20 protein-coding genes and 7 tRNA genes are annotated in these 24277 nt (G+C 58.6%); 18 read left to right on the plus strand and 9 right to left on the minus strand.

The features are described from left to right. Positions 1-4: 4 nt before the first annotated feature. The 6 genes from FGL86_RS08140 to ccoN form a co-directional block, all read right to left on the minus strand. The gene (locus FGL86_RS08140) at positions 5-547 is read right to left on the minus strand and encodes a FixH family protein (protein WP_342780082.1); all 543 of its coding nucleotides are present in this window, start codon (positions 545-547) and stop codon (positions 5-7) included. A gap of 5 nt (positions 548-552) precedes the next feature. Further along, positions 553-1992 carry a cytochrome c oxidase accessory protein CcoG gene (gene ccoG / locus FGL86_RS08145; protein ID WP_147184102.1) on the minus strand — a complete coding sequence of 480 codons (1440 nt, stop codon included), beginning with the start codon at positions 1990-1992 and terminating at the stop codon, positions 553-555. A gap of 149 nt (positions 1993-2141) precedes the next feature. After that, positions 2142-3065 (minus strand): cytochrome-c oxidase, cbb3-type subunit III, encoded by a 924-nt coding sequence (gene ccoP, locus FGL86_RS08150; RefSeq protein ID WP_147184103.1) that lies wholly within the window; start codon positions 3063-3065, stop codon positions 2142-2144. Beyond that, the gene (locus FGL86_RS08155) at positions 3062-3277 is read right to left on the minus strand and encodes a cbb3-type cytochrome oxidase subunit 3 (protein WP_147184104.1); all 216 of its coding nucleotides are present in this window, start codon (positions 3275-3277) and stop codon (positions 3062-3064) included. Before FGL86_RS08155 ends, ccoP begins: the two co-directional genes overlap by 4 nt. Before the next feature lie 2 nt (positions 3278-3279). After that, positions 3280-3888: a cytochrome-c oxidase, cbb3-type subunit II gene (gene ccoO / locus FGL86_RS08160; protein ID WP_147184105.1), complete on the minus strand. Its 609-nt coding sequence runs from the start codon at positions 3886-3888 to the stop codon at positions 3280-3282. A 22-nt stretch (positions 3889-3910) separates the two neighbouring features. Beyond that, a complete protein-coding gene (ccoN, locus tag FGL86_RS08165; RefSeq protein WP_147184106.1) occupies positions 3911-5335 on the minus strand; it encodes a cytochrome-c oxidase, cbb3-type subunit I in 1425 nt (474 codons plus the stop codon). Between the two features lie 443 nt (positions 5336-5778). Between ccoN and FGL86_RS08170 the strand changes: the two genes are divergently transcribed. From FGL86_RS08170 to FGL86_RS08210, 9 genes are all read left to right on the plus strand, one after another. Beyond that, positions 5779-5854: transfer RNA gene (locus FGL86_RS08170), tRNA-Val, on the plus strand. Positions 5855-5922: 68 nt separating this feature from the next. Continuing rightward, positions 5923-5999, plus strand: a tRNA-Asp gene (locus FGL86_RS08175). A 95-nt stretch (positions 6000-6094) separates the two neighbouring features. Then, positions 6095-6171: transfer RNA gene (locus tag FGL86_RS08180), tRNA-Asp, on the plus strand. Positions 6172-6198: 27 nt separating this feature from the next. Then, positions 6199-6275: transfer RNA gene (locus FGL86_RS08185), tRNA-Val, on the plus strand. Positions 6276-6278: 3 nt separating this feature from the next. Continuing rightward, positions 6279-6355, plus strand: a tRNA-Asp gene (locus tag FGL86_RS08190). A 175-nt stretch (positions 6356-6530) separates the two neighbouring features. Next, positions 6531-8543 carry an NADPH-dependent 2,4-dienoyl-CoA reductase gene (locus tag FGL86_RS08195; protein ID WP_147184107.1) on the plus strand — a complete coding sequence of 671 codons (2013 nt, stop codon included), beginning with the start codon at positions 6531-6533 and terminating at the stop codon, positions 8541-8543. 211 nt (positions 8544-8754) lie between these two features. Then, positions 8755-10677, plus strand: a complete 1923-nt coding sequence (locus tag FGL86_RS08200; protein ID WP_147184108.1) for a PrkA family serine protein kinase — start codon at positions 8755-8757, stop codon at positions 10675-10677. 49 nt (positions 10678-10726) lie between these two features. Beyond that, entirely contained in the window at positions 10727-12010 is a 1284-nt protein-coding gene (locus FGL86_RS08205; RefSeq protein ID WP_147184109.1) for a YeaH/YhbH family protein, read from the plus strand. A 16-nt stretch (positions 12011-12026) separates the two neighbouring features. Further along, on the plus strand, positions 12027-13577 hold the full coding sequence (locus FGL86_RS08210; protein ID WP_147184110.1) for a SpoVR family protein: 1551 nt from the start codon (positions 12027-12029) through the stop codon (positions 13575-13577). 76 nt (positions 13578-13653) lie between these two features. Here FGL86_RS08210 and FGL86_RS08215 read toward each other — a convergent pair whose 3' ends face one another. Next, positions 13654-13971 carry a high-potential iron-sulfur protein gene (locus tag FGL86_RS08215; protein ID WP_147184111.1) on the minus strand — a complete coding sequence of 106 codons (318 nt, stop codon included), beginning with the start codon at positions 13969-13971 and terminating at the stop codon, positions 13654-13656. A 335-nt stretch (positions 13972-14306) separates the two neighbouring features. Between FGL86_RS08215 and FGL86_RS08220 the strand changes: the two genes are divergently transcribed. Beyond that, positions 14307-14582, plus strand: coding sequence for an Lrp/AsnC family transcriptional regulator (locus FGL86_RS08220; RefSeq protein WP_147184112.1), 276 nt, complete (start codon positions 14307-14309; stop codon positions 14580-14582). 9 nt (positions 14583-14591) lie between these two features. Beyond that, a complete protein-coding gene (locus FGL86_RS08225; RefSeq protein WP_147184113.1) occupies positions 14592-15449 on the plus strand; it encodes a DNA/RNA non-specific endonuclease in 858 nt (285 codons plus the stop codon). 113 nt (positions 15450-15562) lie between these two features. Here FGL86_RS08225 and FGL86_RS08230 read toward each other — a convergent pair. Together FGL86_RS08230 and FGL86_RS08235 are read right to left on the minus strand one after the other, a co-directional pair. Next, positions 15563-15649 (minus strand) — tRNA-Leu (locus tag FGL86_RS08230). 61 nt (positions 15650-15710) lie between these two features. After that, positions 15711-15797: transfer RNA gene (locus tag FGL86_RS08235), tRNA-Leu, on the minus strand. Positions 15798-16057: 260 nt separating this feature from the next. Here FGL86_RS08235 and rnr point away from each other — a divergent pair. The 7 genes from rnr (at position 16058) to FGL86_RS08270 (ending at position 24248) form a co-directional block, all read left to right on the plus strand. After that, entirely contained in the window at positions 16058-18460 is a 2403-nt protein-coding gene (gene rnr / locus FGL86_RS08240; protein ID WP_147184114.1) for a ribonuclease R, read from the plus strand. Positions 18461-18576: 116 nt separating this feature from the next. Next, positions 18577-19302, plus strand: a complete 726-nt coding sequence (gene rlmB / locus FGL86_RS08245; RefSeq protein WP_147184115.1) for a 23S rRNA (guanosine(2251)-2'-O)-methyltransferase RlmB — start codon at positions 18577-18579, stop codon at positions 19300-19302. A 146-nt stretch (positions 19303-19448) separates the two neighbouring features. Continuing rightward, entirely contained in the window at positions 19449-19838 is a 390-nt protein-coding gene (gene rpsF / locus FGL86_RS08250) for a 30S ribosomal protein S6 (RefSeq protein WP_147184116.1), read from the plus strand. A gap of 39 nt (positions 19839-19877) precedes the next feature. After that, positions 19878-20105, plus strand: coding sequence for a 30S ribosomal protein S18 (gene rpsR, locus FGL86_RS08255; RefSeq protein WP_147184117.1), 228 nt, complete (start codon positions 19878-19880; stop codon positions 20103-20105). 12 nt (positions 20106-20117) lie between these two features. Then, positions 20118-20969, plus strand: coding sequence for a YybS family protein (locus tag FGL86_RS08260; protein ID WP_147186133.1), 852 nt, complete (start codon positions 20118-20120; stop codon positions 20967-20969). Positions 20970-20984: 15 nt separating this feature from the next. After that, positions 20985-21431 carry a 50S ribosomal protein L9 gene (gene rplI / locus FGL86_RS08265; RefSeq protein WP_147184118.1) on the plus strand — a complete coding sequence of 149 codons (447 nt, stop codon included), beginning with the start codon at positions 20985-20987 and terminating at the stop codon, positions 21429-21431. Between the two features lie 171 nt (positions 21432-21602). Continuing rightward, positions 21603-24248: a replicative DNA helicase gene (locus FGL86_RS08270; RefSeq protein ID WP_147184119.1), complete on the plus strand. Its 2646-nt coding sequence runs from the start codon at positions 21603-21605 to the stop codon at positions 24246-24248. Positions 24249-24277: the final 29 nt, after the last annotated feature.

Consider the following 24277-nt stretch of genomic DNA (forward strand, 5'->3'; position numbering starts at 1 on the left):
GCCTTCAGCCCTTGGCCTGATTGCCCGGCTTCAAGCTGATCGGTTCCTGGGATGGAAAGCGCGTTTCGCCGGTCAGGCGCCAGTTCGCGTCGGCAACATTCGGGGTCAGTTGCAGATACCAGCGGTACTTGAGCTGACGTGGCGCCTGGCCTACGTAGTGATTGTCGCGGACTCGCTCCAGAATCAGCGTGTGGTCGCGACCGTCCTGAGCGGGAAAGATCAGTGCTAGGGCCAGTTGCTGCGGCCGTATCTCTCGATGCTGCGCCTCGGTACCGGGAACGGTGCCTCGCAGTTCCAGGCTGATGTCGCCGGTCAAGTCATCGATGCGCAGGTCCGCGGAAAGACCGAGAGCAGCGGCACGATGATCCTTTTCAAGCACCTGGTTGATGGCCAGGCCTTCCTTGTAATAGTCGTCTTCGACCATGCCATCGAAGGTAACGATGGACATGACAAGATAGGTGATACCAAAGATTACCGAGGAGCCCAGCACGCCCAGCATCATCCAGGGCCAGGGCTCCTTGTACCAGGGGCGAACGATTTGAGGCATTGAGGTCATTCTCTGAGTTGTCCGATGAAGCGTGCTTCACGCTGCTCGCTGATCGAGTCGTCGCCAACAGCCTGCAGGGAAATCGCGATCTCATGGCTGGGACGTTCTATTGCTTCCAAGTCGACCACAGCTTGAATCGTGTGCAGAGTGCTGCCGCCGGCCTTTACGCTGACTTCGTCATTGCCTACTAGGGTAATACCCGGCAGACCGTCGAGGATGATGCGGTAAGTATGATCCTGATTGTCCAGGTTGCGCACGTTCAGGGTGTAGACATTGCTGATACGACCTTCCTGAGTCATTTGATAAAGCTGGTTGCGGTTGCGATCGATATCGAATTCTAGGGTGCTACGGTCTGTCACCGCCCAGGCGAACAGGCCGACCATGACCAGCAGGGCGACAAGATAACCGATCAGGCGCGGGCGCAGGATATGCGTCTTGCCGCCTTCCAAAGCCCGTTCCGTGGTATAGCGGATCAACCCGCGCGGGTAACCCATGCGGTCCATCACGTTATCACAGGCATCGATACAGGCGGCGCAGGTGATGCATTCATACTGCAATCCCTGACGGATATCGATGCCGGTGGGGCAGACCTGCACGCAGAGTTCGCAGTCGATGCAGTCACCTAGCCCTGCAGCACGATGGTCGAGACTTTTCTTGCGGGCACCCCGCGGCTCGCCCCGGGCAGCATCGTAGGAAACGATCAAGGTGTCGCGGTCGAACATCACCGATTGAAAACGCGCGTAGGGGCACATGTAGATGCATACCTGCTCTCGCAGCCAGCCGGCGTTGAGATAGGTGAACAGAGTGAAGAAACCCACCCAGAACAACGCCCAACCGCCTACGCTCAAGGTGACAAAGTCCAGCGCCAGACTGCGAACCGGCGTGAAGTAACCCACGAAGGCCAGGCCGGTAGCGAAGGCAATGAGGAGCCAGATAACATGCTTGGCGAGCTTGCGCCGAAACTTGTCGAAGCTCATGGGCTGCTTGTCGAGCTTGATACGCTTGTTACGCCGTCCCTCGGTGATCTGCTCGACCCAGATATACAGCCAGGTCCAGACGCTCTGCGGGCAGGTGTAGCCGCACCATACGCGCCCTGCGAAGACAGTGATGAGGAAAAGCCCGAAAGCACAGATGATCAGCAGCCAGGAAAGCAGCACGAATTCCTGGGGATAGAAGGTCGCGCCGAAAATATGGAATTCTCGTGCCGGAAGGTCGAATAGCACCAGCGGGCGACCGTCGACATAGATCCAGGGAATGATGAAATACAACGCCATCAATACCCAGTTGGCGCTGCGCCTCACCCGCTGAAAAAGGCCATGTATTTCGCGCACGTAGATATGCTTACGCTTAGCATACATTTCCTGCGTGACGGTAGCGGTATCCGGATCGTGCTGGCCGACCGCCGGGTCGGTGGAAATGTCGCGTACGGGAATCTTGTCGGACATGGCATCACCATGAAAATACGAGTCTAGTCGTGTTGACGACTCGACAAGCTGACGAAGGAGAAATGCGGAAATTATATCAACTACGGTAGAAGGGAAGAATGGGTGCGGCCCCAAGTCACACAGGGCGCCGCCCCCGTCGGTTTTATCGCTTACTGAGAAAGGCTGTAGACATAGGCTGCTACCAGATGAACCTTGTTGTCGCCGATATAGGCAGCCTGGGCGGGCATGTGGCCATTACGTCCATTGCGCAGGGTATGCAGTATCGAGTCTTCCACCGACTGACCGGGCTGGCGATACAGCCAGTAGTCATCCGTCAAGTTGGGCGCGCCGATCGCCTGGTTGCCCTTGCCCTCTGGACCATGACAAGCCACACAGGAAGCCTGAAAGATCGATTCCCCCTGACCCGCCGCCTGTTCGTCATGGTCCAGGCCGGAGAGCGACAGCACGTACTGGGTGACATTTTGAATATTGGCATCACCCAATTGTTGCCAGGAAGGCATCAGGCCATTGCGACCGTTGTTGAGAGTCGCCACGATATCCTCGGGGCTTCCGCCATACAGCCAGGAATCATCCGTCAGATTCGGGAAGCCGTAGCCGCCCTGGGCGTTGGAGCCATGGCAGAGGGCGCAGTTGTTGAGATAGATGCGCTCCGCCACCTGCATGGCTTCTGTGTCCTGGGCCAGCTCAGGAATCGGCACCGCGTTGTACTTGTCGAAGATCGGCGCATAGCGCTCCTGAGCGACCTGCACCTCGTCTTCCCACTGGGATTCCTGGGTCCAGCCTAGTACTCCAAGGTAGTTGCCGAGGCCCGGGTAGAGTAGCAGATACGCAACTGCAAAAACGCAGGTGCCCACATAGAGCATGAACCACCAGCGAGGGAGCGGGTTGTCGTACTCCTCGATTTCATCGGCGGCATGGCCGGTGGTATCGACATTGCCTTCCGCGTCCGGCACCTTGTCGGTCTTGCGGTTGGCAAACAGTAGCCACCAGCAAAAACTGATGGTGCCCAGGGTAATGACGATGATCCAGGCGCTCCAGAAGCCGGAGAGGGAATCGCCCCATAGGTTATTCATGTGTTCCTGTCTCCCCTGTCATGTCGGGATTTGATGTCGTTATTCGAGTGGCGATCGTCACGGGGATGAAGTTCTTCTTCGTCGGCGAAGGGCAGATTGGCGGCTTCGTCGAAATCCTTCTTGCGGCGCTTGGAGTAGGCCCAGATCACGACGCCGATGAAGGCGATCATGATCAAGAGCGTGGTAATGCCGCGAAAGGTTCCCAGATCCATGATCAGCGCGTGTCCTTGAGTACGGTGCCAAGCTGCTGCAGATAGGCGATCAGAGCGGTGATTTCCTGCTGGCCGCGCACTTGCTGCTTAGCGCCAGCTATCTCCTCATCGGTGTAGGGCACGCCTAGGTGGCGCATGGCGCTCATCTTCTGGGCAGTACCTTCACCGTCAAGGGTGTTCGCGAAAAGCCAGGGATATTCCGGCATCTTGGACTCGGGAACCACGTCTCGAGGATTGTACAAGTGGGCGCGGTGCCAGGCATCGCTGTAGCGTCCGCCGACCCGAGCCAGGTCCGGGCCGGTCCGCTTGGAGCCCCACAGGAAGGGGTGATCGTAGACGAACTCTCCGGCTACGCTGTAGTGACCGTAACGCTCGGTTTCGGCACGGAACGGACGAATCATCTGGGAATGACAGCCCACGCAGCCTTCGCGGATATAAATGTCCCGACCTTCCAGTTCCAGTGCCGTCAGCGGTTTTAGTCCTTCGATCGGCGTGGTGGTCTCCTTCTGGAAGAACAGCGGCACGATTTCAGCCAGTCCCCCGAAACTGATCACGACCAGGATAAGAATGGCGAGCAGGCCAACGTTTTTTTCGACTATCTCGTGTCTCATTGGTGTCAGGTTCCCCGGTTGATCAAGCTGTCTGAGCGATGGGCTCGCGAATGGCTTCACTGCGCTTGACAGTCATGTAGACGTTGTATGCCATGATCAGCATGCCGACTACCCAGAACAGACCGCCGATCCAGCGTACGATGTAGCCCGGGTGGCTGGCCTCCAAAGCCTCGACGAAGGTGTACATCAGAGTGCCGTCCGCGTTCACCGCGCGCCACATCAGGCCCTGCATGATGCCGTTGACCCACATGGAGGCGATGTACAGCACGGTGCCGATGGTGGCTAGCCAGAAGTGCACGCCGATCAGGTTGACGGAGTACATCTCGGTGCGACCGAACAGCCTCGGAATCAAGTGATACATGGAACCGATGGTGATCATCGCTACCCAGCCCAGGGCGCCAGCGTGAACGTGACCGATGGTCCAGTCGGTGTAGTGAGACAGGGCGTTGACGGTCTTGACCGCCATCATCGGCCCTTCAAAGGTGGACATGCCATAGAAGGACAGCGCCACCACCAGGAAGCGCAAGGTGGGATCGGTACGCAGCTTATGCCAGGCGCCGGACAGGGTCATCATGCCGTTGATCATGCCGCCCCAGGAAGGCGCCAGCAGGATGATCGACATGATCATGCCCAAAGACTGCGCCCAGTTGGGCAGGGCGGTGTAATGAAGGTGATGCGCGCCAGCCCACATGTAGGTAGTGATCAGTGCCCAGAAGTGCACGATGGACAGACGATAGGAATAGATCGGACGTTCCGCCTGCTTCGGCACGAAGTAATACATCATGCCCAGGAAGCCCGCGGTAAGGAAGAACCCCACCGCGTTGTGACCCCACCACCACTGGACCATGGCGTCGATGGCGCCGGGATAGATGGAGTAGGATTTGAAGGCACCCACAGGAATCGCCAGATTGTTGACGATATGCAGTACGGCAATGGTCAGGATAAAGGCGGCGTAGAACCAGTTGGCGACATAAATATGGGAAGTTCTGCGCTGCTTGATGGTGCCAAGAAACACGATGGCGTAGCTGACCCATACTACGGCGATGAGGATGTTGATGGGCCATTCGAGTTCCGCGTACTCCTTGGAGGTCGTGAATCCCATGGGCAGGGTAATAATCGCGGAAACGATAACCGCTTGCCAGCCCCAGAAGGTGAAAGCCGCCAGCTTGTCGGATATCAGGCGAGTCTGGCAGGTTCGCTGCACCACGTAGTAGGAGGTAGCAATCAGCGCGGAGCCGCCAAAGGCAAAGATGACCGCATTGGTATGCAAGGGTCGCAGACGACCGAAACTGGTCCAGGGTAAGCCAAGGTTGAGTTCAGGCCAGACCAGTTGCGCGGCGATGATGACACCCAGGCTCATGCCTATGATGCCCCATACCACAGTCATGATCGCGAACTGCCGAACCACCTTGTAATTGTAGGTCGGATGTTCAAATGCAGTGTTCATATCAATTTCCCATCGAACGCGGTGTTGGGGAGGCGCGGGAGACTGTCATCTTGTGTAGATGTCGACTCCCCATGGATGATCCAGATCAATATTCGTGACTGATTGTAGCGTAGCGAATGCACAATCTGAATACGCGCGCTATACAAGGTGGCATGGTATTTCTGGATAAATAGAAATCATTTGCAAGACACACTCCTGGAAACATTGTCCGGGAACTCGAATACTATCTGCAAGATGACGGATCAAGCCACTTCTCGATAGCGATGATAGGTTCACTTCAGGTGATGGATCAGCCGGGTAAGTCGCTTTAATGCGACATTGTGCCACGTCACAGCTTAATTCGAGGATAAATCATCAATGGCAAACCGTCCGTTTGTCGCTAGCGGCCAATAAGATGTTGACACCTTGCGATGGCGCTGTAGAATGCAGCGCCACGTGACCATGGGTGGTTAGCTCAGTTGGAAGAGCACCAGCCTTACAAGCTGGGGGTCACTGGTTCGAGCCCAGTACCACCCACCATCTTTTTTTCGGTGGCAGGTATCACGTAGAAGCGCCATATATACTAAGTGCGCGCACGCGAAACGAGTGGACCGGTAGTTCAGTCGGTTAGAATGCCGGCCTGTCACGCCGGAGGTCGCGGGTTCGAGTCCCGTCCGGTCCGCCATCTTGCGCAGCTTCGTATTCTGCACTAGGTCTTGCATTGTCGATATTGCCTGATTCCACCGCACTCAAGGGTAGTGGATATAACAGGTAGATTAAGGACCGGTAGTTCAGTCGGTTAGAATGCCGGCCTGTCACGCCGGAGGTCGCGGGTTCGAGTCCCGTCCGGTCCGCCATCGATCGATAGTGCTTGATTTTCTCTGGGGTGATTAGCTCAGTCGGTTAGAGCACCAGCTTCACATGCTGGGGGTCACTGGTTCGAGTCCAGTATCACCCACCAAGCGGACCGGTAGTTCAGTCGGTTAGAATGCCGGCCTGTCACGCCGGAGGTCGCGGGTTCGAGTCCCGTCCGGTCCGCCATTTTTCTCCTCGCTATTTCTTCTCTTTCCCGTCATTTCTCTTTTTTCTTTCCTGTCGCCAGGATCGTTCTTGGCGGGGTATCTTCATGTCGTGTCTCGCGCGTTGCTTGCGGGGTACAGGCAAGTGTCATACGGTTGTTTGAATTCGCTTGTCGGACCGTCGACCGAGGTGCATCGTGGCTCAATACCCCTATCTGTTTCGATCCCTGTCCTTAGGCGCCATCACGCTACCCAATCGCATTCTTATGGGCTCCATGCATACCAATCTCGAAGAAGCGCCCAATGGCTTCGCCCGGTTGGCGGCTTTCTACCGTGAGCGGGTGCGTGCCGGCGTCGGCCTGATTGTGACCGGAGGTATCGCGCCCAATCCTGAAGGCGCCGTCTTTCAGGGAGCCGCCAAGCTGACCACGTCGGAGGAAGCGGACCGGCACCGCCCGGTGGCGGAGGCGGTGCATAAGGAAGGAGGCCGTATCTGTCTGCAGATCCTGCATGCTGGACGCTATGCCTATTCCCCGGATCTGGTGGCACCCTCGGCAATCCAGGCGCCGATCAATCGCTTCATGCCGCGGGAGCTAACCTCTTCCGAAGTCGAGCAGCAGATCGAGGACTATGTGCGCTGTGCGCAACTTGCAGAAGAAGCAGGCTACGACGGCGTCGAGGTCATGGGTTCGGAAGGCTATCTGATCAACCAGTTTCTCTGTCGACGCACCAATCACCGCCAGGACGAGTGGGGCGGTGCCTTCGACAATCGCATGCGCCTCGCCGTGAAGATCGTCCGGCGTATTCGCCATGCCTTGGGCGAGAATTTTCTGATCATCTTTCGCCTGTCGATGATCGATCTGGTGGAAGACGGCAGCAGTCGCGAGGAAATCCTTATCCTAGGCCGCGCCATCGAGGCAGCGGGCGCGGATCTGATCAATACCGGGATCGGCTGGCACGAGGCCCGGGTGCCGACCATCGTCACCAGCGTGCCCCGGGCGACGTTCGTTGAAGTGACTCGACGAATGAAGGCGGAACTGTCGATTCCCCTGATCACCACCAACCGCATCAACATGCCGGAGGTCGCCGAGCGAGTGCTGGCGGAAGGCCATGCGGACATGGTGTCCATGGCGCGGCCTTTCCTGGCGGATCCCGAATGGGTGCTCAAGGCCCGGGAGAATCGCGCCGACGAGATCAACACCTGTATTGCCTGCAATCAGGCCTGCCTGGACCACACCTTTCAGGGCAAGCTGACTTCCTGCCTGGTCAATCCGCAGGCTTGTCACGAGACTGAACTGGTGCTGGAGCCGGCGAAAGCGCCGCTCCTTGTCGCCGTGGTAGGCGGCGGACCGGCGGGGCTGGCCAGCGCGCTGACCGCGGCAAGCCGCGGCCACCAGGTGGTGCTCTTCGAGCGCGGTGCGGAGCTCGGTGGGCAGTTCAACTACGCTAGGCGCATCCCCGGCAAGGAAGAGTTCAATGAGACCCTGCGCTACTATCGAGTGATGCTCGACAAGCATGGCGTGAATATCCGTCTCAATAGTGAAGCGACGCCAGAACATCTTGTGGATTTTGACGTGGTGATCCTGGCGACCGGCGTGCGACCGCGTCAAATCGAGCTGCCAGGTATCGATCATCCCAAGGTGATCGACTATTCCCAGGCAATTTTGCATCCGCAGCGGGTCGGAAAGCGTGTGGCGATTATTGGCGCCGGTGGCATCGGTTTCGACGTGGCGGAGCTTTTGACTCATGCGGGACATCCGAGCCTGGAGACCGACGCCTGGTGCGACGAATGGGGGGTGGATCTTGCCATGACTCGCCCGGGGGGGTTGAAGGCGCCGCAGCGTCCGGAAGTACCACGAGAGGTGTATCTCCTGCAGCGCAAGACCAGCAAGCCCGGCAAGGGCTTGGGTACGTCAACCGGCTGGGTGCACCGACTATCACTCAGGCATCGTGGCGTCGAAGCCCTGAGCGGCTGTGAGTATCATCGCATCGACGACGAGGGGCTGCATCTATCCATCAACGGGGAAGCTCGCTGTCTCAAGGTGGACAGCATTGTGATCTGCGCCGGTCAGGAATCCGTGCGGGAGCTGCTCATGCCGCTGCAGGAGGCGCAGGTACGTGTGCACGTTATCGGCGGCGCGGACAAGGCGCTCGAGCTTGATGCCAAGCGCGCCATCGACCAGGGAACCCGGCTGGCGGCAGCGCTTTAGACGAAAGACCATAGTAAAAACATCGCCTTTCCAGCGAACCTTGGCGAGCATTTCAGGTTCTCATAAGTAGCTTTAGATCGTTGCGCGGCTTCGCCAGCGTTGAATTGTCGGACCGGCCGCCGTTTACTAGATCTGTCTACCCTGATGGATACGCAGCCCGGTTCTCAAGAACATCATGTATCGCCGCGGCACTGCGCTTAAGGAGGCTTTAATGAGTATTTTCGATCATGTGCAAAATCGTTACGAGCGGGTACAGCAGGAAGAAATGAGCCTGCAGGAATACCTGGAACTGTGTCGTAACGAGCCGACGGCCTACGCCTCTGCTGCGGAGCGTATGCTCTCGGCGATCGGCGAGCCTGAGGTGATCGATACCGCCAGGGATCCTCGGCTGTCACGTATTTTCTCCAATAAGGTCATCCGCCGTTATCCCGCCTTTTCCGAGTTCTACGGCATGGAAGAGGCCATCGAACAGATCGTCTCCTATTTCCGTCATGCGGCTCAGGGACTCGAGGAACGCAAGCAGATTCTCTATCTGCTGGGCCCGGTGGGGGGCGGCAAGTCGTCTCTGGCGGAACGCCTCAAACTGCTGATGGAGCGAGTGCCGTTCTACGCGGTCAAGGGTTCGCCGGTATTCGAGTCACCCCTCGGGCTATTCTCGCCGGAAGAGGACGGCGAACTGCTCGAGAAGGAATACAAGATTCCCCGGCGCTACCTGAAAAGCGTGATGTCCCCCTGGGCGGCCAAGCGACTCAAGGAGTACGGCGGCGACATTTCCCAGTTCCGGGTGGTGCGCCTGTTTCCCTCCCGACTCAACCAGATCGCCATTTCCAAGACCGAGCCCGGGGACGAGAACAATCAGGATATCTCGTCTCTGGTAGGCAAGGTGGATATTCGCCAGCTCGAACTCTACTCCCAGGACGATCCGGATGCCTACAGCTTCTCCGGCGGCCTTTGCAAGGCCAACCAGGGGCTGATGGAATTCGTCGAGATGTTCAAGGCACCGATCAAAGTGCTGCATCCGCTGCTGACCGCCACCCAGGAAGGCAACTACAACCCCACGGAAGGCATGGGGGCGATCCCTTTCGACGGCGTTGTCTTGGCCCACTCCAACGAGAGCGAGTGGCAGACCTTCCGCAACAATCGCAACAACGAGGCGTTTCTCGACCGGGTCTACATCGTCAAGGTGCCTTACTGCCTGCGGGTCACCGAAGAGGTCAAGATCTATCAGAAGCTGCTCGAGCATTCGTCCCTGGATCAGGCGCCCTGCGCACCGGATACCCTGCGCATGCTGGCCCAGTTCTCGATCCTCTCGCGGCTCAAGGAACCGGAAAATTCCAGCATCTATTCCAAGATGCGAGTCTATGACGGCAAGAACCTGAAGGACACGGATCCCAAGGCCAAGTCGATTCAGGAATATCGCGACGCCGCCGGCGTGGACGAGGGCATGTCCGGGCTATCCACCCGTTTCGCCTTCAAGATTCTCTCCAAGGTATTCAACTTCGACACTCATGAAATCGCCGCCAACCCGGTGCACCTGCTTTACGTGCTGGAGCAGCGGCTTGAGCAGGAGCAGCTGCCCAAGGAAACCTTCGAGCGCTACCTGCGTTTCATCAAGGAATTCCTGGCGCCGCGCTACGTGGACTTCATCGGCAAGGAGATCCAGACCGCCTACCTGGAATCCTACAGCGAGTACGGCCAGAACATCTTCGATCGCTACGTGGTCTACGCGGACTTCTGGATTCAGGATCAGGAGTATCGCGATCCGGAAACCGGCGAGCTGTTCAATCGCCAGGCCCTCAACGAGGAGCTGGAGAAGATCGAGAAGCCCGCGGGTATCTCCAATCCCAAGGATTTCCGCCACGAGGTGGTCAACTTCGTGCTGCGGGCCCGAGCCCAGAACAACGGCATGAATCCAAGCTGGCAGTCCTACGAGAAACTCCGGGGCGTGATCGAGAAGAAGATGTTCGCCAATACGGAAGAGCTGCTGCCGGTGATCTCCTTCAACGCCAAGGCGTCCGCCGCGGACCAGCGCAAGCACGAGGACTTCGTGGCGCGCATGGTCGAGCGCGGCTATACGGAAAAGCAGGTGCGGCTGCTCTCGGAGTGGTACCTGCGGGTGCGCAAGTCCCAGTGACGCCCGCGTGATTCCCTAACCCCATCGAACGCGATGGCGGGAGGTGAGCATGAGTTATTTTATCGATCGACGCGCCAATGCCAAGCACAAGAGTGCGGTCAATCGGCAGCGGTTTCTCGACCGCTATCGCACGCACATCAAGCGTTCCGTGGAGGAGGCAGTCAATCGTCGTTCGATCACCGACATGGAACGCGGTGAAAAGGTGTCGATTCCCGCTCGGGACATCTCCGAGCCGGTATTTCAGCATGGACCGGGAGGCCGGCGCACCATCATCAGCCCGGGCAATCGGGAGTTCGTCGAGGGGGACCGGCTGCGTCGCCCGGAAGGCGGTGGTGGGGGAGGCGGCGGCAGCGGCGAAGGCGCCTCCAATCAGGGTGAGGGCATGGATGAATTCGCCTTCAGCCTGACCCGAGAAGAGTTTCTCGATTTCGTCTTCGATGGCCTGGAGCTGCCTCATCTGGAGCGCAAGCAGCTGTTGGATCTCGAGGAGGTACGCCCGGTGCGCGCCGGGATCAGCCGAGACGGAGTGCCGTCGCGCATCAATATCGTGCGTTCCATGCGCGAAGCCCATGCGCGACGCATCGCCATGCGGGCGCCGATTCGCCGTGCCCTGCGGGAGGCCATGGAAGCCTTGGAGGCAGAGGAGCGCAAGGATCCGGTATTGCGCAACCCGGCGCGCATCAGCGAGCTCAAGGAAGAAATTGCCCGGCTGGAGAGGCGCTTGGAAGCGGTGCCGTTCATCGACACCTACGACCTGCGCTATAACAACATGACCAATCAGCCGATGCCGTCCAACAAGGCGGTGATGTTCTGCGTGATGGACGTGTCCGGCTCGATGACCCAGTCCCACAAGGACATTGCCAAGCGCTTCTTCCTGTTGCTGTATCTGTTCCTGGAGCGCAACTACGAGAAGGTCGAACTGGTGTTCGTGCGCCACCACACCGCCGCCAAGGAAGTGGACGAGGAGGAGTTCTTCTACTCTCGGGAAACCGGCGGCACCATCGTCTCCAGCGCCCTGACCCTGGTCGACGAGATCATCAACGACCGCTACCCGCCGGCCCAGTGGAATCTCTATGTGGCCCAGGCCTCGGATGGGGACAACTGGGACGACGATTCCACCACCTGCCGCGAGCTGCTGCTCAAGTCGCTGATGCCCAGGCTGCAGTATTACACCTACGTGGAAATTACCCCTCACGCGCATCAGGCGTTGTGGGAAGAATATGAAACCGTCGCGGATCGCTTTTCCTCGCGTTTCGCCATGCGCCAGATCGTCGAGGGGAGCGATATCTATCCGGTGTTCCGCGAGCTGTTCAAGCGCCGTGTCCAGCAGTAGTGGGGAGTAACCCAGCATGAAGCGACATCAACCCATCGCCACCGGGTCCGACTGGAACTTCGAGGTTCTGGCGGACTACGAGCGGGAGATCGCTCGTCTGGCGGACGAGTATCGTCTGGATACCTATCCCAACCAGATCGAGCTGATCACCTCGGAACAGATGATGGATGCCTACGCCAGCGTCGGCATGCCGGTGGGCTACCATCACTGGTCCTTCGGCAAGCAGTTCCTGTCCGTGGAGCAGGCCTATCGGCGCGGCCAGATGGGCCTGGCCTACGAACTGGTGATCAATTCCGACCCCTGCATCGCCTATCTGATGGAAGAGAATACCCTGATGATGCAGGTGCTGGTCATGGCCCACGCCTGCTATGGCCACAACTCGTTTTTCAAGGGCAACTATCTGTTTCGCACCTGGACCGACGCCGGCTCCATCGTCGATTATCTGGTGTTCGCGCGTAAATACGTGTCCGAATGCGAGGAGCGCTATGGGGTCAGCGCGGTGGAACAGCTGCTGGATGCCTGTCACGCCCTGCAGAATTACGGTGTCGACCGCTACAAGCGGCCCTCACCGCTTTCCGCCGCCGATGAAGCGCTGCGCCAGGAAGAGCGCGAGGCCTATCTGCAGAGTCAGGTCAATACCCTGTGGCGTACCATCCCCCGACCCCCTGGGGCTCGGCCGGATACGCCACATTTCGATGAAGAAGATCCCCTGGGGCTGCGTCAGAACGAGCGTTATCCCTCGGAGCCCCAGGAAAACCTCTTGTATTTCATCGAAAAGAACGCGCCGCTACTGGCACCCTGGCAGCGGGAGATCGTGCGCATCGTGCGCAAGCTGGCCCAGTATTTCTATCCCCAGCGCCAGACTCAGGTGATGAACGAGGGCTGGGCGAGTTTCTGGCACTACACCTTGATGAATCGGCTCTTCGACGAAGGGCTGGTGGACGAAGGCCTGATACTGGAGTTTCTGCAGTCGCATACTTCCGTGGTCCATCAGCCGCCTTTCGATAGCCCTTACTACAACGGCATCAACCCTTACGCGCTGGGATTCGCGATGTTCAGCGATATCAAGCGTATCTGTCAGGCGCCCACCCGCGAGGATTACGAGTGGTTCAAGGATATCGCCGGCAGCGACTGGCTGGAGACCCTGCACTTCGCCATGCGCAATTTCAAGGATGAGTCCTTCATCCAGCAGTTTCTCTCACCCAAGGTGATTCGCGACCTGAAGCTGTTCAGCATCGTCGACAACGATCAGGACGAGACGCTGCTGGTGGACGCTATTCACGACGAAGGCGGCTATCAGAGAATTCGCGAGGCGCTCTCGACCCAGTACGCGCTATCCGTGCGGGAACCGAATATCCAGATTCATCGCGCGGATATTCGTGGCGATCGCTCCTTGACGCTGCACCACGTGCAGGATCGCCGGCGTCCCTTGGCCAAGAGCGTCTATCCGGTAATGCGCCATCTTCATCAGCTATGGGGATTTCCGATCAAGCTGGAATCCTGGGAGGGGGGCGAGATAGTGCGCCATTATCAATGGCCTTTACCGAGTGACGGCCACAAACCCTGATCGTCGCTTGCAAGCGTCGCTTCAAGATAAAATTGTCTTGCCCCACCGGCCCGCCAGACGGCGGGTCGACACTCGTTCAGCCTGCCTGCTTGGTCCAGGATTGGCACCAGCCGTCGGGCACCACGCTGTACTGAGGAAACACCTGGCAGCCGTTGTTGGCCTGCTTGAAGAACATGCAGTTGGCGCAGTGCTCTCCGGCTTGATAGGTCGGGTTGTCCTTGGCCTTGGCGATATTGGTCACGTAACCAAGGGATTTGGCCTGAGGGCTGTCCGGATCGAGTCGCGGCAGCTCCTCGGCTTGCGCTGAATTCGCCAGCAGTCCTGTACTCAAGGGAAGGGCGGCTAGCCCCAGCAAGCCGTGGCGAATGAAATCTCGACGATGTTGATCGGCCATGCTGTCTTTTTTCCTTTGGCTCATTAAATTTCAGTCTGCGCCTTCGCGAATCGTCTTGGATTCGCTGAACCCATAGGGTTTCATATTCGAGAAGCGGGGGACGTTATACAAGGAAACACAAAGCATTACACTTCTTTTTCCGCCTCCTTGGAAGAATTGATGACAGCGACTTAGAAGACAGATTCCAGAGAGCTGGTTTTCTTGAATAATCAATCTCTAGAATGACGAGTGAATGGCATTAAATCGACGATCGGCAGAGGTCACCCGCGCAACACATCAGACTGATATACTCTGCCGCGGGTTGCTGTCAGATACCGTTCGCAAAGGAGAGTTCCATGCAAAATGCCGTGATTCTGATCAATACCGATCAAGGACAGGTCAGGCAAGTCGCCGAGCGCCTGGCGGAAGTCGAGGGGATCAGCGAAGTATACTCGACCTGCGGCCGCTATGATCTGGTCGCCATCGCCCGTACCCGGGATTTCGAAAGCCTGGCCCAGCTGGTCACCGAGCGGCTCAATCTCGTGGAAGGCATTCGCGAGACGGAAACCCTCAACGCCATGCAGGTACATTCGCGACACGACTTGGAGACCATGTTCTCCGTGGGCTGGTGATACACAAGGATGAAGCAGGTCTCTCGTTTATGGCGGCGCGGTCTGCGCCGAGTCGGTGTGGTGCTGGTCTTCACCTTGGTCAGCGGTGGTTTATGGTATAGCCAGGAGATCGAATATCGCGAACGTTTGAGCTGGATGGGTGTGCCTACCTGGGAATCGTTTACGCTTACCAGCGCTCATCGCATCCTGCGTAACGACGGCTTTGTTCTCGGCTGGTCGGACATTCGCGGCAGCGCGCTTTGGGTGAGTTATCGATTGCACGCGGTGAAGGATGTGCATATCGATTCGCGACCGAATTTTCGGGAGGACTGGCGCACGCTTTGGCCCATCGATGCCCAGAGCTACGCCAACAGCGGCTTCGACCGCGGACATCTGGCGCCCAACTATGCGATCGCCGCGGTTCACGGATCGGACGCGCAGCGCCAGACCTTCTTGATGAGCAATATTACTCCCCAGCGCCCGGAGCTCAATCGGCGGCTCTGGCAGCGGTTGGAAGAAGTGATCATGGACCGCTTCGCGCCACGTTTCGGCAATCTGCAGGTCATTACCGGGCCGATTTTTCCGCGAGATTTTCTAGGCAACGTGTTTCAGCGGGTCGGTTTCGTCGAGATCCCCGAAGCCTTCTACAAGATCGTGCTGGTGCCGGGCGATAGCCCGCGGGTGCTCGCTTTCATCATGCCCCAGGAGGTCAAGGGCAACGAGCCCCTGGATCGTTTCCTGGTGAGTGTCGATGAAGTGGAGCTGCGTACCGGGCTCGATTTCTTTCCCGCGCTGAGCGAAGCGGAGGCTCTAGCCTTGGAAAGCAGCATTCGGCGCGACGGTTGGGGGTTGGCCGAGGTGGCGAGACTGCCCGGCCGTTTCGAGTGAGCCAGAGAGCCGAAAGGCAACACGCAAGGAAGATGTGACAAGAAAGAGGTGACGACAAGACTGCTTGCTCGTATTCGCGCTGGGTCATGACAGAGTCGTGGATGACATTGTCATGGTGCCCAGGAGAGGACTTGAACCTCCACGTCCATACGGACACTAGCACCTGAAGCTAGCGCGTCTACCAATTCCGCCACCTGGGCGAATACGAGTTGCTGCGAACAACGCTCGAGAGTGAATGCCGAGGATCGAGCCATCGATCGATGGTGCCCAGGAGAGGACTTGAACCTCCACGTCCATACGGACACTAGCACCTGAAGCTAGCGCGTCTACCAATTCCGCCACCTGGGCAAGCGGGTGCATGATACCGCTTTCAAGGCATATTGCAATATGGCAAACCACCGCGAAGCGATTTTTTCTTCCAGCTCATGATAAGGCGCTTTTCTGCGCTGTGTTCACGGATGAGTTGAGCTGGGAAGTTGGGATGGCTGAGAGAGTCAGAATGAGAAAGTTGGGAGTTGCGTTCGGCGACGCTATACTGCCCGCATGAACTTACATACTCATTTATGTCAGGGCTTTTTCTCGCCTCTTCATTCAAGGACCACCCGCGCATGACTCATTGGACGTTAAGCGACGACCCGCATGCAGAACGAGAAGCCCACAAGTACGAAAACCCCGTTCCCAGCCGCGAATATCTGATCGCGCGCCTGGAAGAGTACGGCAAGCCCATCACCCATGAGAACATGAGCCGCATGCTCGGCCTCGAGGACGAGGAGAAGGCGGAGGCCGTGCGCCGCCGGCTGGCGGCCATGGAGCGTGACGGTCAGGTACTGCGTAACCGACGCGGCGCCTACGCGCTGATCGACAAGCTGGATCTGATCAAGGGCAAGGTCATTGGCCATCGGGACGGTTTCGGCTTCCTGAAGCGCGACGATGGCAAGAAGCCGGACCTGGTGTTGCCGCCGCGCCAGATGCGCCGGGTTTTTCATGGCGACCTGGTGCTGGCGCGTGTCAGCGGCCGGGATCGACGAGGTCGAGATGAAGCGACCATCGCCGAGATACTGTCTCGCAACACCCAGACCCTGGTAGGCGTCTACCGTCAGGATACCGCGGAATTCGGCGTGCTGATCCCGGAGAACTCGCGTATTACCCAGGAAGTGCTGGTGCCCAACAGCGCCAGCGGCGGCGCCAAGGATGGGCAGGTGGCGTCGGTACGCATCGTCAAGCAGCCGGAAGTCCGCGTGCAGCCGGTAGGCGAGGTGATCGAAGTACTCGGCGAGCGCATGGATCCCGGCATGGAAATCGAGATCGCCATTCGCAGCCACGACATTCCGGCGGAATTCCCCCCGGAAGTCGAGGAGCAAACCAAGCATATCGCCCCGGAAGTGGCGGATGACGAGAAAACCCAGCGTATCGATCTGCGCCATCTGCCTCTGGTCACCATCGACGACGAGACCGCCAAGGATTTCGACGATGCGGTCTGTGCCTGGAAGACTCGCTCCGGCAGCTGGAAGCTGGTGGTAGCGATCGCCGATGTGTCCCATTACGTGCGTCCGAACAGCCCCCTGGATGAGGAGGCCCGCACCCGCGGAAACTCCGTGTATTTTCCCGGCCAGGTGGTGCCGATGCTGCCGGAGGTGCTGTCCAACGGCCTGTGCTCCCTGAATCCCGAGGTGGATCGCCTGGCTCTGGTCTGTGAGATGAATATTTCCAAGTCCGGTGCCGTTAGTCGCTATCACTTCTGTGAAGCGGTATTTCGCTCCCACGCGCGGCTGACCTATAACAAGGTGGCGGCGATCCTCGACGATGGCTCGGAGCAGGGCGATATCTTTCGCGAGCAGTATCAGGCGCTGGTACCGAGTCTCAAGAATCTGCATGAGCTTTACCTGGTGTTGCGTCAGGCGCGCAGCGCTCGAGGCGCCATCGACTTCGAGACCACCGAGACCCAGATCGTCTTCAACGAGAACCGCAAGATCGAGACCATCGTGCCGCGCCATCGTAATGAGGCTCACAAGATCATCGAGGAATGCATGCTGGCGGCCAATGTGGCCACGGCACGCTTCCTCGACAAGCACGATCTGCCGGCGCTTTACCGTGTCCACCAGCCGCCCACCACGGAGAAACTTGAGAACCTGCGCCTGTTCCTGAACGAGCTGGGGCTGTCCCTGGGCGGTGGGGATTCGCCGACGCCCCGGGACTACCAGGCCTTGCGCGAGACGATCAGGGACCGCCCCGATGCGGACATCATTCAGACGGTGATGCTGCGTTCGATGAATCAGGCGGCCTACTCGCCGCAGAACGACGGCCATTTCGGCCTGGCCTACGCGGCCTACGCGCATTTTACCTCGCCGATACGTCGCTATCCGGATCTGCTGGTGCATCGCGCCATTCGCTCGGTGATTCGCGGCCCGCGCAAGACCGCCACGGTATTGCGTGCGGAGGATGCCAAGGTCGATCCGCCCAGCAAGTGGTGCCCGTACACCTTCGAGCAGATGGTCGAGCTGGGGGAGCACTGTTCCATGACCGAGCGGCGGGCGGATGACGCCACCCGGGACGTGGAGGACTGGCTGAAATGCGAGTTCATGTCCGACAAGCTGGGGGAAATCTACGAGGGGAGTATCGCCTCGGTGACTCAGTTCGGCATCTTCGTGCGTCTCGACGAGGTCTATGTCGAGGGTCTGGTACACGTTACCTCGCTACCCTCCGACTATTACCACTATGAAGCGGAGAAACATCGTCTCAAGGGCGAGCGCTCCGGCGTCAGCTTCCGGCTCGGCGACGGTGTCACGGTGCAGGTAGCGCGAGTGGATCTGAACGATCGCAAGATCGATTTCGACCTGGTCGGCAACCAGCCCAAGTCGCGACGAGCACCACGGCGGCGCAAGGCGGGTGGCGCCGAGAATGAGGCAAGCAAACCCAAGGCTCGCAAGTCACGAACGCGGCGGAGCAGGGCCGAAGCGAGTCGCAAGCCGAAGAACAAGGATTCCGCGACAGCGAAAGGCAAAAAATCCTGATGAAATCGGCTTCTTCAAATCGCCCCGACAAACGATGGACAAGAAAACCAAGGCCCAATAAGCATCAGGCTTCTAAGGCGGCAACGCCTTTTCCCGAGTGGGATACCGTATTCGGTATGCACGCGGTTCAGGCATTGCTGGATCGCAAGCAGTCGATGCGCGAACTCTGGGTACTGGAGAGTGCCGCGACAACACGGCTTCTATCCTTGGTAGAGCAGGCGCGGGCGCAAGGAGTGCGGGTAACACCGAAGCCCAGAGAAATTCTCGACGATCTGGCTCAAGCGGCCGCGCATCAAGGCGTGATCGCCTTCTGTCCGCCTATTCAGGTGGAAGGGGAAGAGTCCCTGTGGTTGAAGCTTGGCGCCTGGCAGCGTCCTGAGCCCCCCTTGCTGCTGATACTCGACGGGGTAACGGACGTGCACAATTTCGGCGCTTGCCTGAGAAGCGCCGATGCCGCCGGCGCACACGGGGTGATCGTACCCAAGGACAAGGCGGCACCGCTCAACGCCACTGTGCGCAAGGTGGCCTGCGGCGCAGCGGAAAGTGTGCCGGTCTACCAGGTAACCAATCTGGCCCGGGCCATGGCCCGTCTCAAGGAATTCGGTGTGTGGATCACCGGTACCGCCGGCGAGGCTTCCCAGAGCCTGTACGAAGGAGACTTCACCGACGCCTGTGCGCTGGTGATGGGGGCGGAGGGCAAGGGCATGCGCCGGCTGACCCGGGAGGCCTGCGATGCTCTGGTCAATCTGCCGATGGTCGGTCAGGTGTCGAGTCTGAACGTTTCCGTGGCCACCGGCGTCTGCCTCTTCGAGGTGGTACGCCAGCGCCGGCTTGCAAGCTAGCGGGGCTCTCACTACAATACGCCGGCTTGGCCGCTCTTGCGGTCGAGCATCCAACCCGAAAATATCACTCCTTGCTTCCCCGGGCGCCGACTGTCGATTTTCCGATCTCTCTCCCCTTGGAAGCTGCTAAACCGCAAGGAGATTTCATGCGTCATTACGAAATCGTGTTCATGGTCCATCCGGATCAAAGCGAACAGGTTCAGGCAATGGTCGAGCGCTACACCAGCCTCGTTACCGAAAGTGGTGGTTCCATCCACCGCCTGGAAGATTGGGGTCGCCGCCACCTGGCCTACCCGATCAACAAGATTCACAAGGCTCACTACGTGCTGATGAACATCGAATGCAGCGGCGAGACTCTCGACGAGATCGAGAACATCTTCCGTTTCAACGACGCCATCATTCGTAGCCTGGTGGTGCGTTGCAAGGAGGCCGTGACCGAAGCTTCACCGATGATGAAGCAGTCGGAAGAGAAGCGTCCGCGTCGTGAGGAAAAGCCGCGCAGTACCGAGACAGAAACCGCTGACGCCGCCAACTGATTCGCACCCTGATTCGCACTACCAGGAAGGAGTTTTTCCATGGCACGTTTTTTCCGTCGCCGTAAGTTTTGTCGCTTTACCGCCGAAGGCATCAAGCATATCGATTACAAGGATATCGACATGCTCAAGGCCTATATTACCGAGACCGGCAAGATCGTCCCGAGCCGCATCACCGGCACCCGATCTCGCTACCAGCGTCAGCTGTCCACTGCGGTCAAGCGGGCTCGTTATCTGGCGCTGCTGCCCTATACCGATAGCCACCAATAAGTTTCGGGCGTGATGCTGCCGATCGCTCGCTATGTGATGCGTGGTACTCCTCAAGCCGCGGGAGCCGCGGCGCTGGCGGGTATCGTTCCTTGGCTGTTCTGGTTCAGTGCTGCAATAGCGGCGCTTGTTACCCTGCGCCAAGGGCTGTCCTCCGGGCTGATCGTGATCGTGGCTGCCGCCGTGCCCGCGGGCTGGTGGTGGGTTCAGGGCGATGTGATCCCCCTGTCAAGCGTTCTGTTGGTTACGCTGATGGCGGTGGTGCTGCGCGCCCGGCTTAGCTGGGGCGAAACTCTGGTAGTCGGCGCCTTGGCGGGCGCAGTGTTGATTCAGCTTGGTGTTTTCATCCCCCCGGGGGGCGTCGGGCCGCTGCTGGATCAGCTGCGTCAAAGCTCGCCGGAAATCGACCGGATGCTCGATGAGTTTGTGCGTCAGGGCGGTTCCGTTGAACAGCTGGCGTCACTTATGGTCAGCGGTGTCACCGGTTTGATCGTGCTGCTGGTGAGCGTGGCCTGTCTGGCCTTGGCGCGTAGCTGGCAGGCGGGGCTTTACAACCCCGGCGGCTTTCGCCAGGAGTTTCACGCGCTACGGCTCAAGCCCCGGGAGCTCGGTCTGCTGATCGTTCTGGGGGTAATAGGATCCTTGGTATCCTTGCCTGCGCTGGCCATGCTCAGTTGGGTGCCGTTACTGGTCGCGGGCATTGCGCTGATTCACGGATTTATTGGACTCAAAGGCATGAATGGGCTCTGGTTGGTTGCCTTCTACGCGCTACTGATCACTACCTGGCCCATGATTTTGATTGTGCTGCTGTTGGCCGTGATTGATACGTTCGTCAATATTCGCGAGCGCATGGTCGACAGCCACTGACAAGAGGTTAACGAGATGGAAGTCATTCTGCTCGACAAGATTGGCAAGCTGGGCGGTCTGGGTGACAAGGTCACCGTCAAGTCCGGTTATGGTCGTAACTATCTGGTGCCCTACGGCCTGGCCGTGCCGGCTACCCAGGAAAATATCGAAGCCTTCGAAGCTCAGCGCTCCGAACTCGAGGCCCAGGCGCAGGAACGCAAGGCGGAAGCCGAAGCGCGCGCCGAGCAGCTCGCCGAGATCGAGCTGTCGCTGGTGGCCAAGGCCGGCGATGAAGGCAAGCTGTTCGGCTCCATCGGTCCTCGCGATCTGGCGGAAGCCATCGCTCAGTCAGGGATCGATATCGCCAAGAGCGAAGTACGCATGCCGCAAGGTCCGATTCGCCAGACCGGCGAATACGACATCACTTTGCAGCTGCATCCGGAAGTGGCCTCCAGCGTTCGCGTGGTAGTCGTTTCCGAATAAGGTTGAGCTGGCGCAGGTTGGCGAGACCGCGCCGCGTGCAGTAACGAAGGCGCACAGAGTTTGCTCTGTGCGCCTTTTGCATCGCTGGCTGAAAATCCGCGCATAGGGTATGGCCCCGGGTTGAGGTAGAATGTTTCCCGCTTTTCGTCTCCTTCAAGGCTCTTGCTTCTCATGAACGAATCCTTCGAGCACGCCGACCGAGAAACCGCGGCCCTCAAGATTCCTCCCCATTCCCTGGAAGCGGAACAGTCGGTGCTGGGCGGCTTGATGCTCGACAATCAGGCTTGGGACACCGTGTCCGAACGCCTGGTTGCCGGGGATTTCTATCGCTACGAGCATCGGCTGACGTTCAATGCCATGCAGGCGCTGGCGGAAGGCGGCCACCCGCTAGACGTGGTCACGCTATCCGAGGCACTGGAAAATCGCGATCAGCTGGACAGCGTGGGCGGGCTCGCCTATCTGGCGGAACTCGCTCGCAATACGCCTTCCGCCAGCAACATTCGCGCCTATGCCGACATCGTTCGTGAACGCGCTACCCTGCGCAAGCTGATTCAGGCCGCCAATCAGATCGCCGAGGGCGCCTTCGCCCCTCAGGGCCGGCTGTCGGACGAACTGGTCAACGAGGCCGAGCGGCTGGTGTTCCAGATCAGCGAGGAGCGTCCCAAGACCGGCGGTCCCATCGGCATGAGTGATCTACTCGCCAGGGCGGTGGATCGCATCGATGAACTGTTCAACATGCAGGGCGAGATGACCGGTCTTTCCACCGGTTTTCGCGACCTGGACGACATGACCTCTGGCCTGCAACCCTCGGATCTGGTGATCATCGCCGGCAGGCCTTCGATGGGCAAAACCTCCTTCGCCATGAATATGGTGGAACACGCGGTCATTATCAGCGACAAGCCGGTGATGGTCTTTTCCATGGAGATGCCCGCAGAATCTCTGATGCTTCGCATGCTGTCGTCTCTGGGACGTATCGATCAGACTCGAGTGCGTACCGGTCAGCTCGAGGACGAGGATTGGCCGCGGTTGACCTCCGCGGTCAATCTGCTCAAGGACAAGCAGCTTTTCATCGACGATACCGCCGCGCTGTCTCCCAACGAGATGCGCTCCCGCATTCGCCGGGTGGTGCGGGAACATGGCAACATGGGGCTGGTCATGATCGACTATCTGCAGCTGATGCAGATACCCGGATTTTCCGAGAACCGTACCGGGGAGATCTCCGAGATATCCCGCTCTCTGAAAGGGCTGGCCAAGGAGTTCGGCTGCCCGGTGGTGGCGCTCTCCCAGCTCAACCGCTCTCTCGAGCAGCGTCCCAACAAGCGCCCGGTGATGTCGGACCTTCGTGAGTGTGTAGTAGGCGATACGCTGGTTACCTTGGCCGATGGTTCGCGACTGCCGATTCGCGAGCTGGTGGGACAAACGCCAGAGGTACTTTCACTTGATTCCGAAGGGCGAATCGAAACTTCCGCTACGGACATGATCTGGTCCGTCGGCGTCAAACCGGTCATTGATATCAAACTGGCCAGTGGCCGCTCGATCCGCTGTACCAGGGAACACCGACTACGTGGACTGTGGGACTGGGTGAAAGTAAAGGATTTACAACCCGGTGCTCGGTTGGCGGTGGCTCGTCAGTTGCCCGAGCCTACAAAAACTATTGACTGGCCGGAACACGAAATCGTTCTGTTGGCTCATCTGGTCGGTGATGGCAGTTACGTCACGCGCCAACCGCTACGCTACACAACGGCCTGTGAAGCAAATAGTTTGGCGGTGACCGAAGCGGCACAAGCTTTGGGTTCGACCGTGACTCGACACGAAGGGCGTGGCAATTGGCATCAGCTTGTCATCAGTGGCAATGGGAATCGCTGGCGCCCAGCGGGTGTCGGCAAATGGCTAAAGGATTTGGGCATCCACGGCCAACGGTCTCGCGAAAAGCAATTACCTGACGCGGTTTTCGGCCTTTCCAACGAACATTTGGCATTATTTCTGCGCCACCTGTGGGCAACGGATGGCAGTATCACCATTGCGGGGAATGGTCGGGCGCGCTTTTACTTTTCCACTTGCAGTGAATCATTGATTCGTGACGTGGCTGCACTGCTTCTGCGTTTCGGTATCGTTGCGCGTACCAAGCATGTGACCAGACCTGGCAGCCAAGGGTGGTTTAATGCCGATATTTCTGGAAATGCTCAGCAGCTGGCATTCTTGGAAAAAATTGGCGCTTTCGGTCACCAGAAAGAAACCGCCCTTGGGTTGTTGAACACGTTAAGTCGTTCAGCGATCAATACCAATGTCGATACGTTGCCTCAGGAGGTCTTCGATTATATCCGCCACGAAATGAAGGGGCGCGGTATCACGCATCGCAGTATGGCTAAACAGCGCGGTACGGCTTACGGGGGCAGTGCTCATTTCAGCTTCGCGCCAAGTCGTGAAACCCTCTTGAGCTATGCGGAAATCTTGAACGATGACAGTCTGAAGACTTTAGCGCGAAGCGAGGTGTTCTGGGATAGGGTGGTGTCGATCGAGCCTGCGGGCGAAGAGGAAGTCTTCGATCTCACCGTGCCGGGCAATGCCAGTTGGCTGGCGGATGGCATCGTCAGCCATAATTCCGGCGCGATCGAGCAGGACGCAGACTTGATCGCCTTCGTCTATCGCGATGAGGTCTACAATTCGGAGAATCCGGACAACAAGGGTTTGGCAGAACTGATCATCGGCAAGCAGCGTAATGGCCCAATCGGTACGGTGCACATGGCGTTCATCGGCAAATACACTCGCTTCGAGGATCTGGCGCCGGACAGCTACGGCCAGCACTTTGGCGAGTAAACGTTCGGTCGAGTAAAGAAAGCGATCGC

It is taken from the genome of Pistricoccus aurantiacus, from assembly GCF_007954585.1.
In the GTDB taxonomy this organism is placed as follows: domain Bacteria; phylum Pseudomonadota; class Gammaproteobacteria; order Pseudomonadales; family Halomonadaceae; genus Pistricoccus; species Pistricoccus aurantiacus.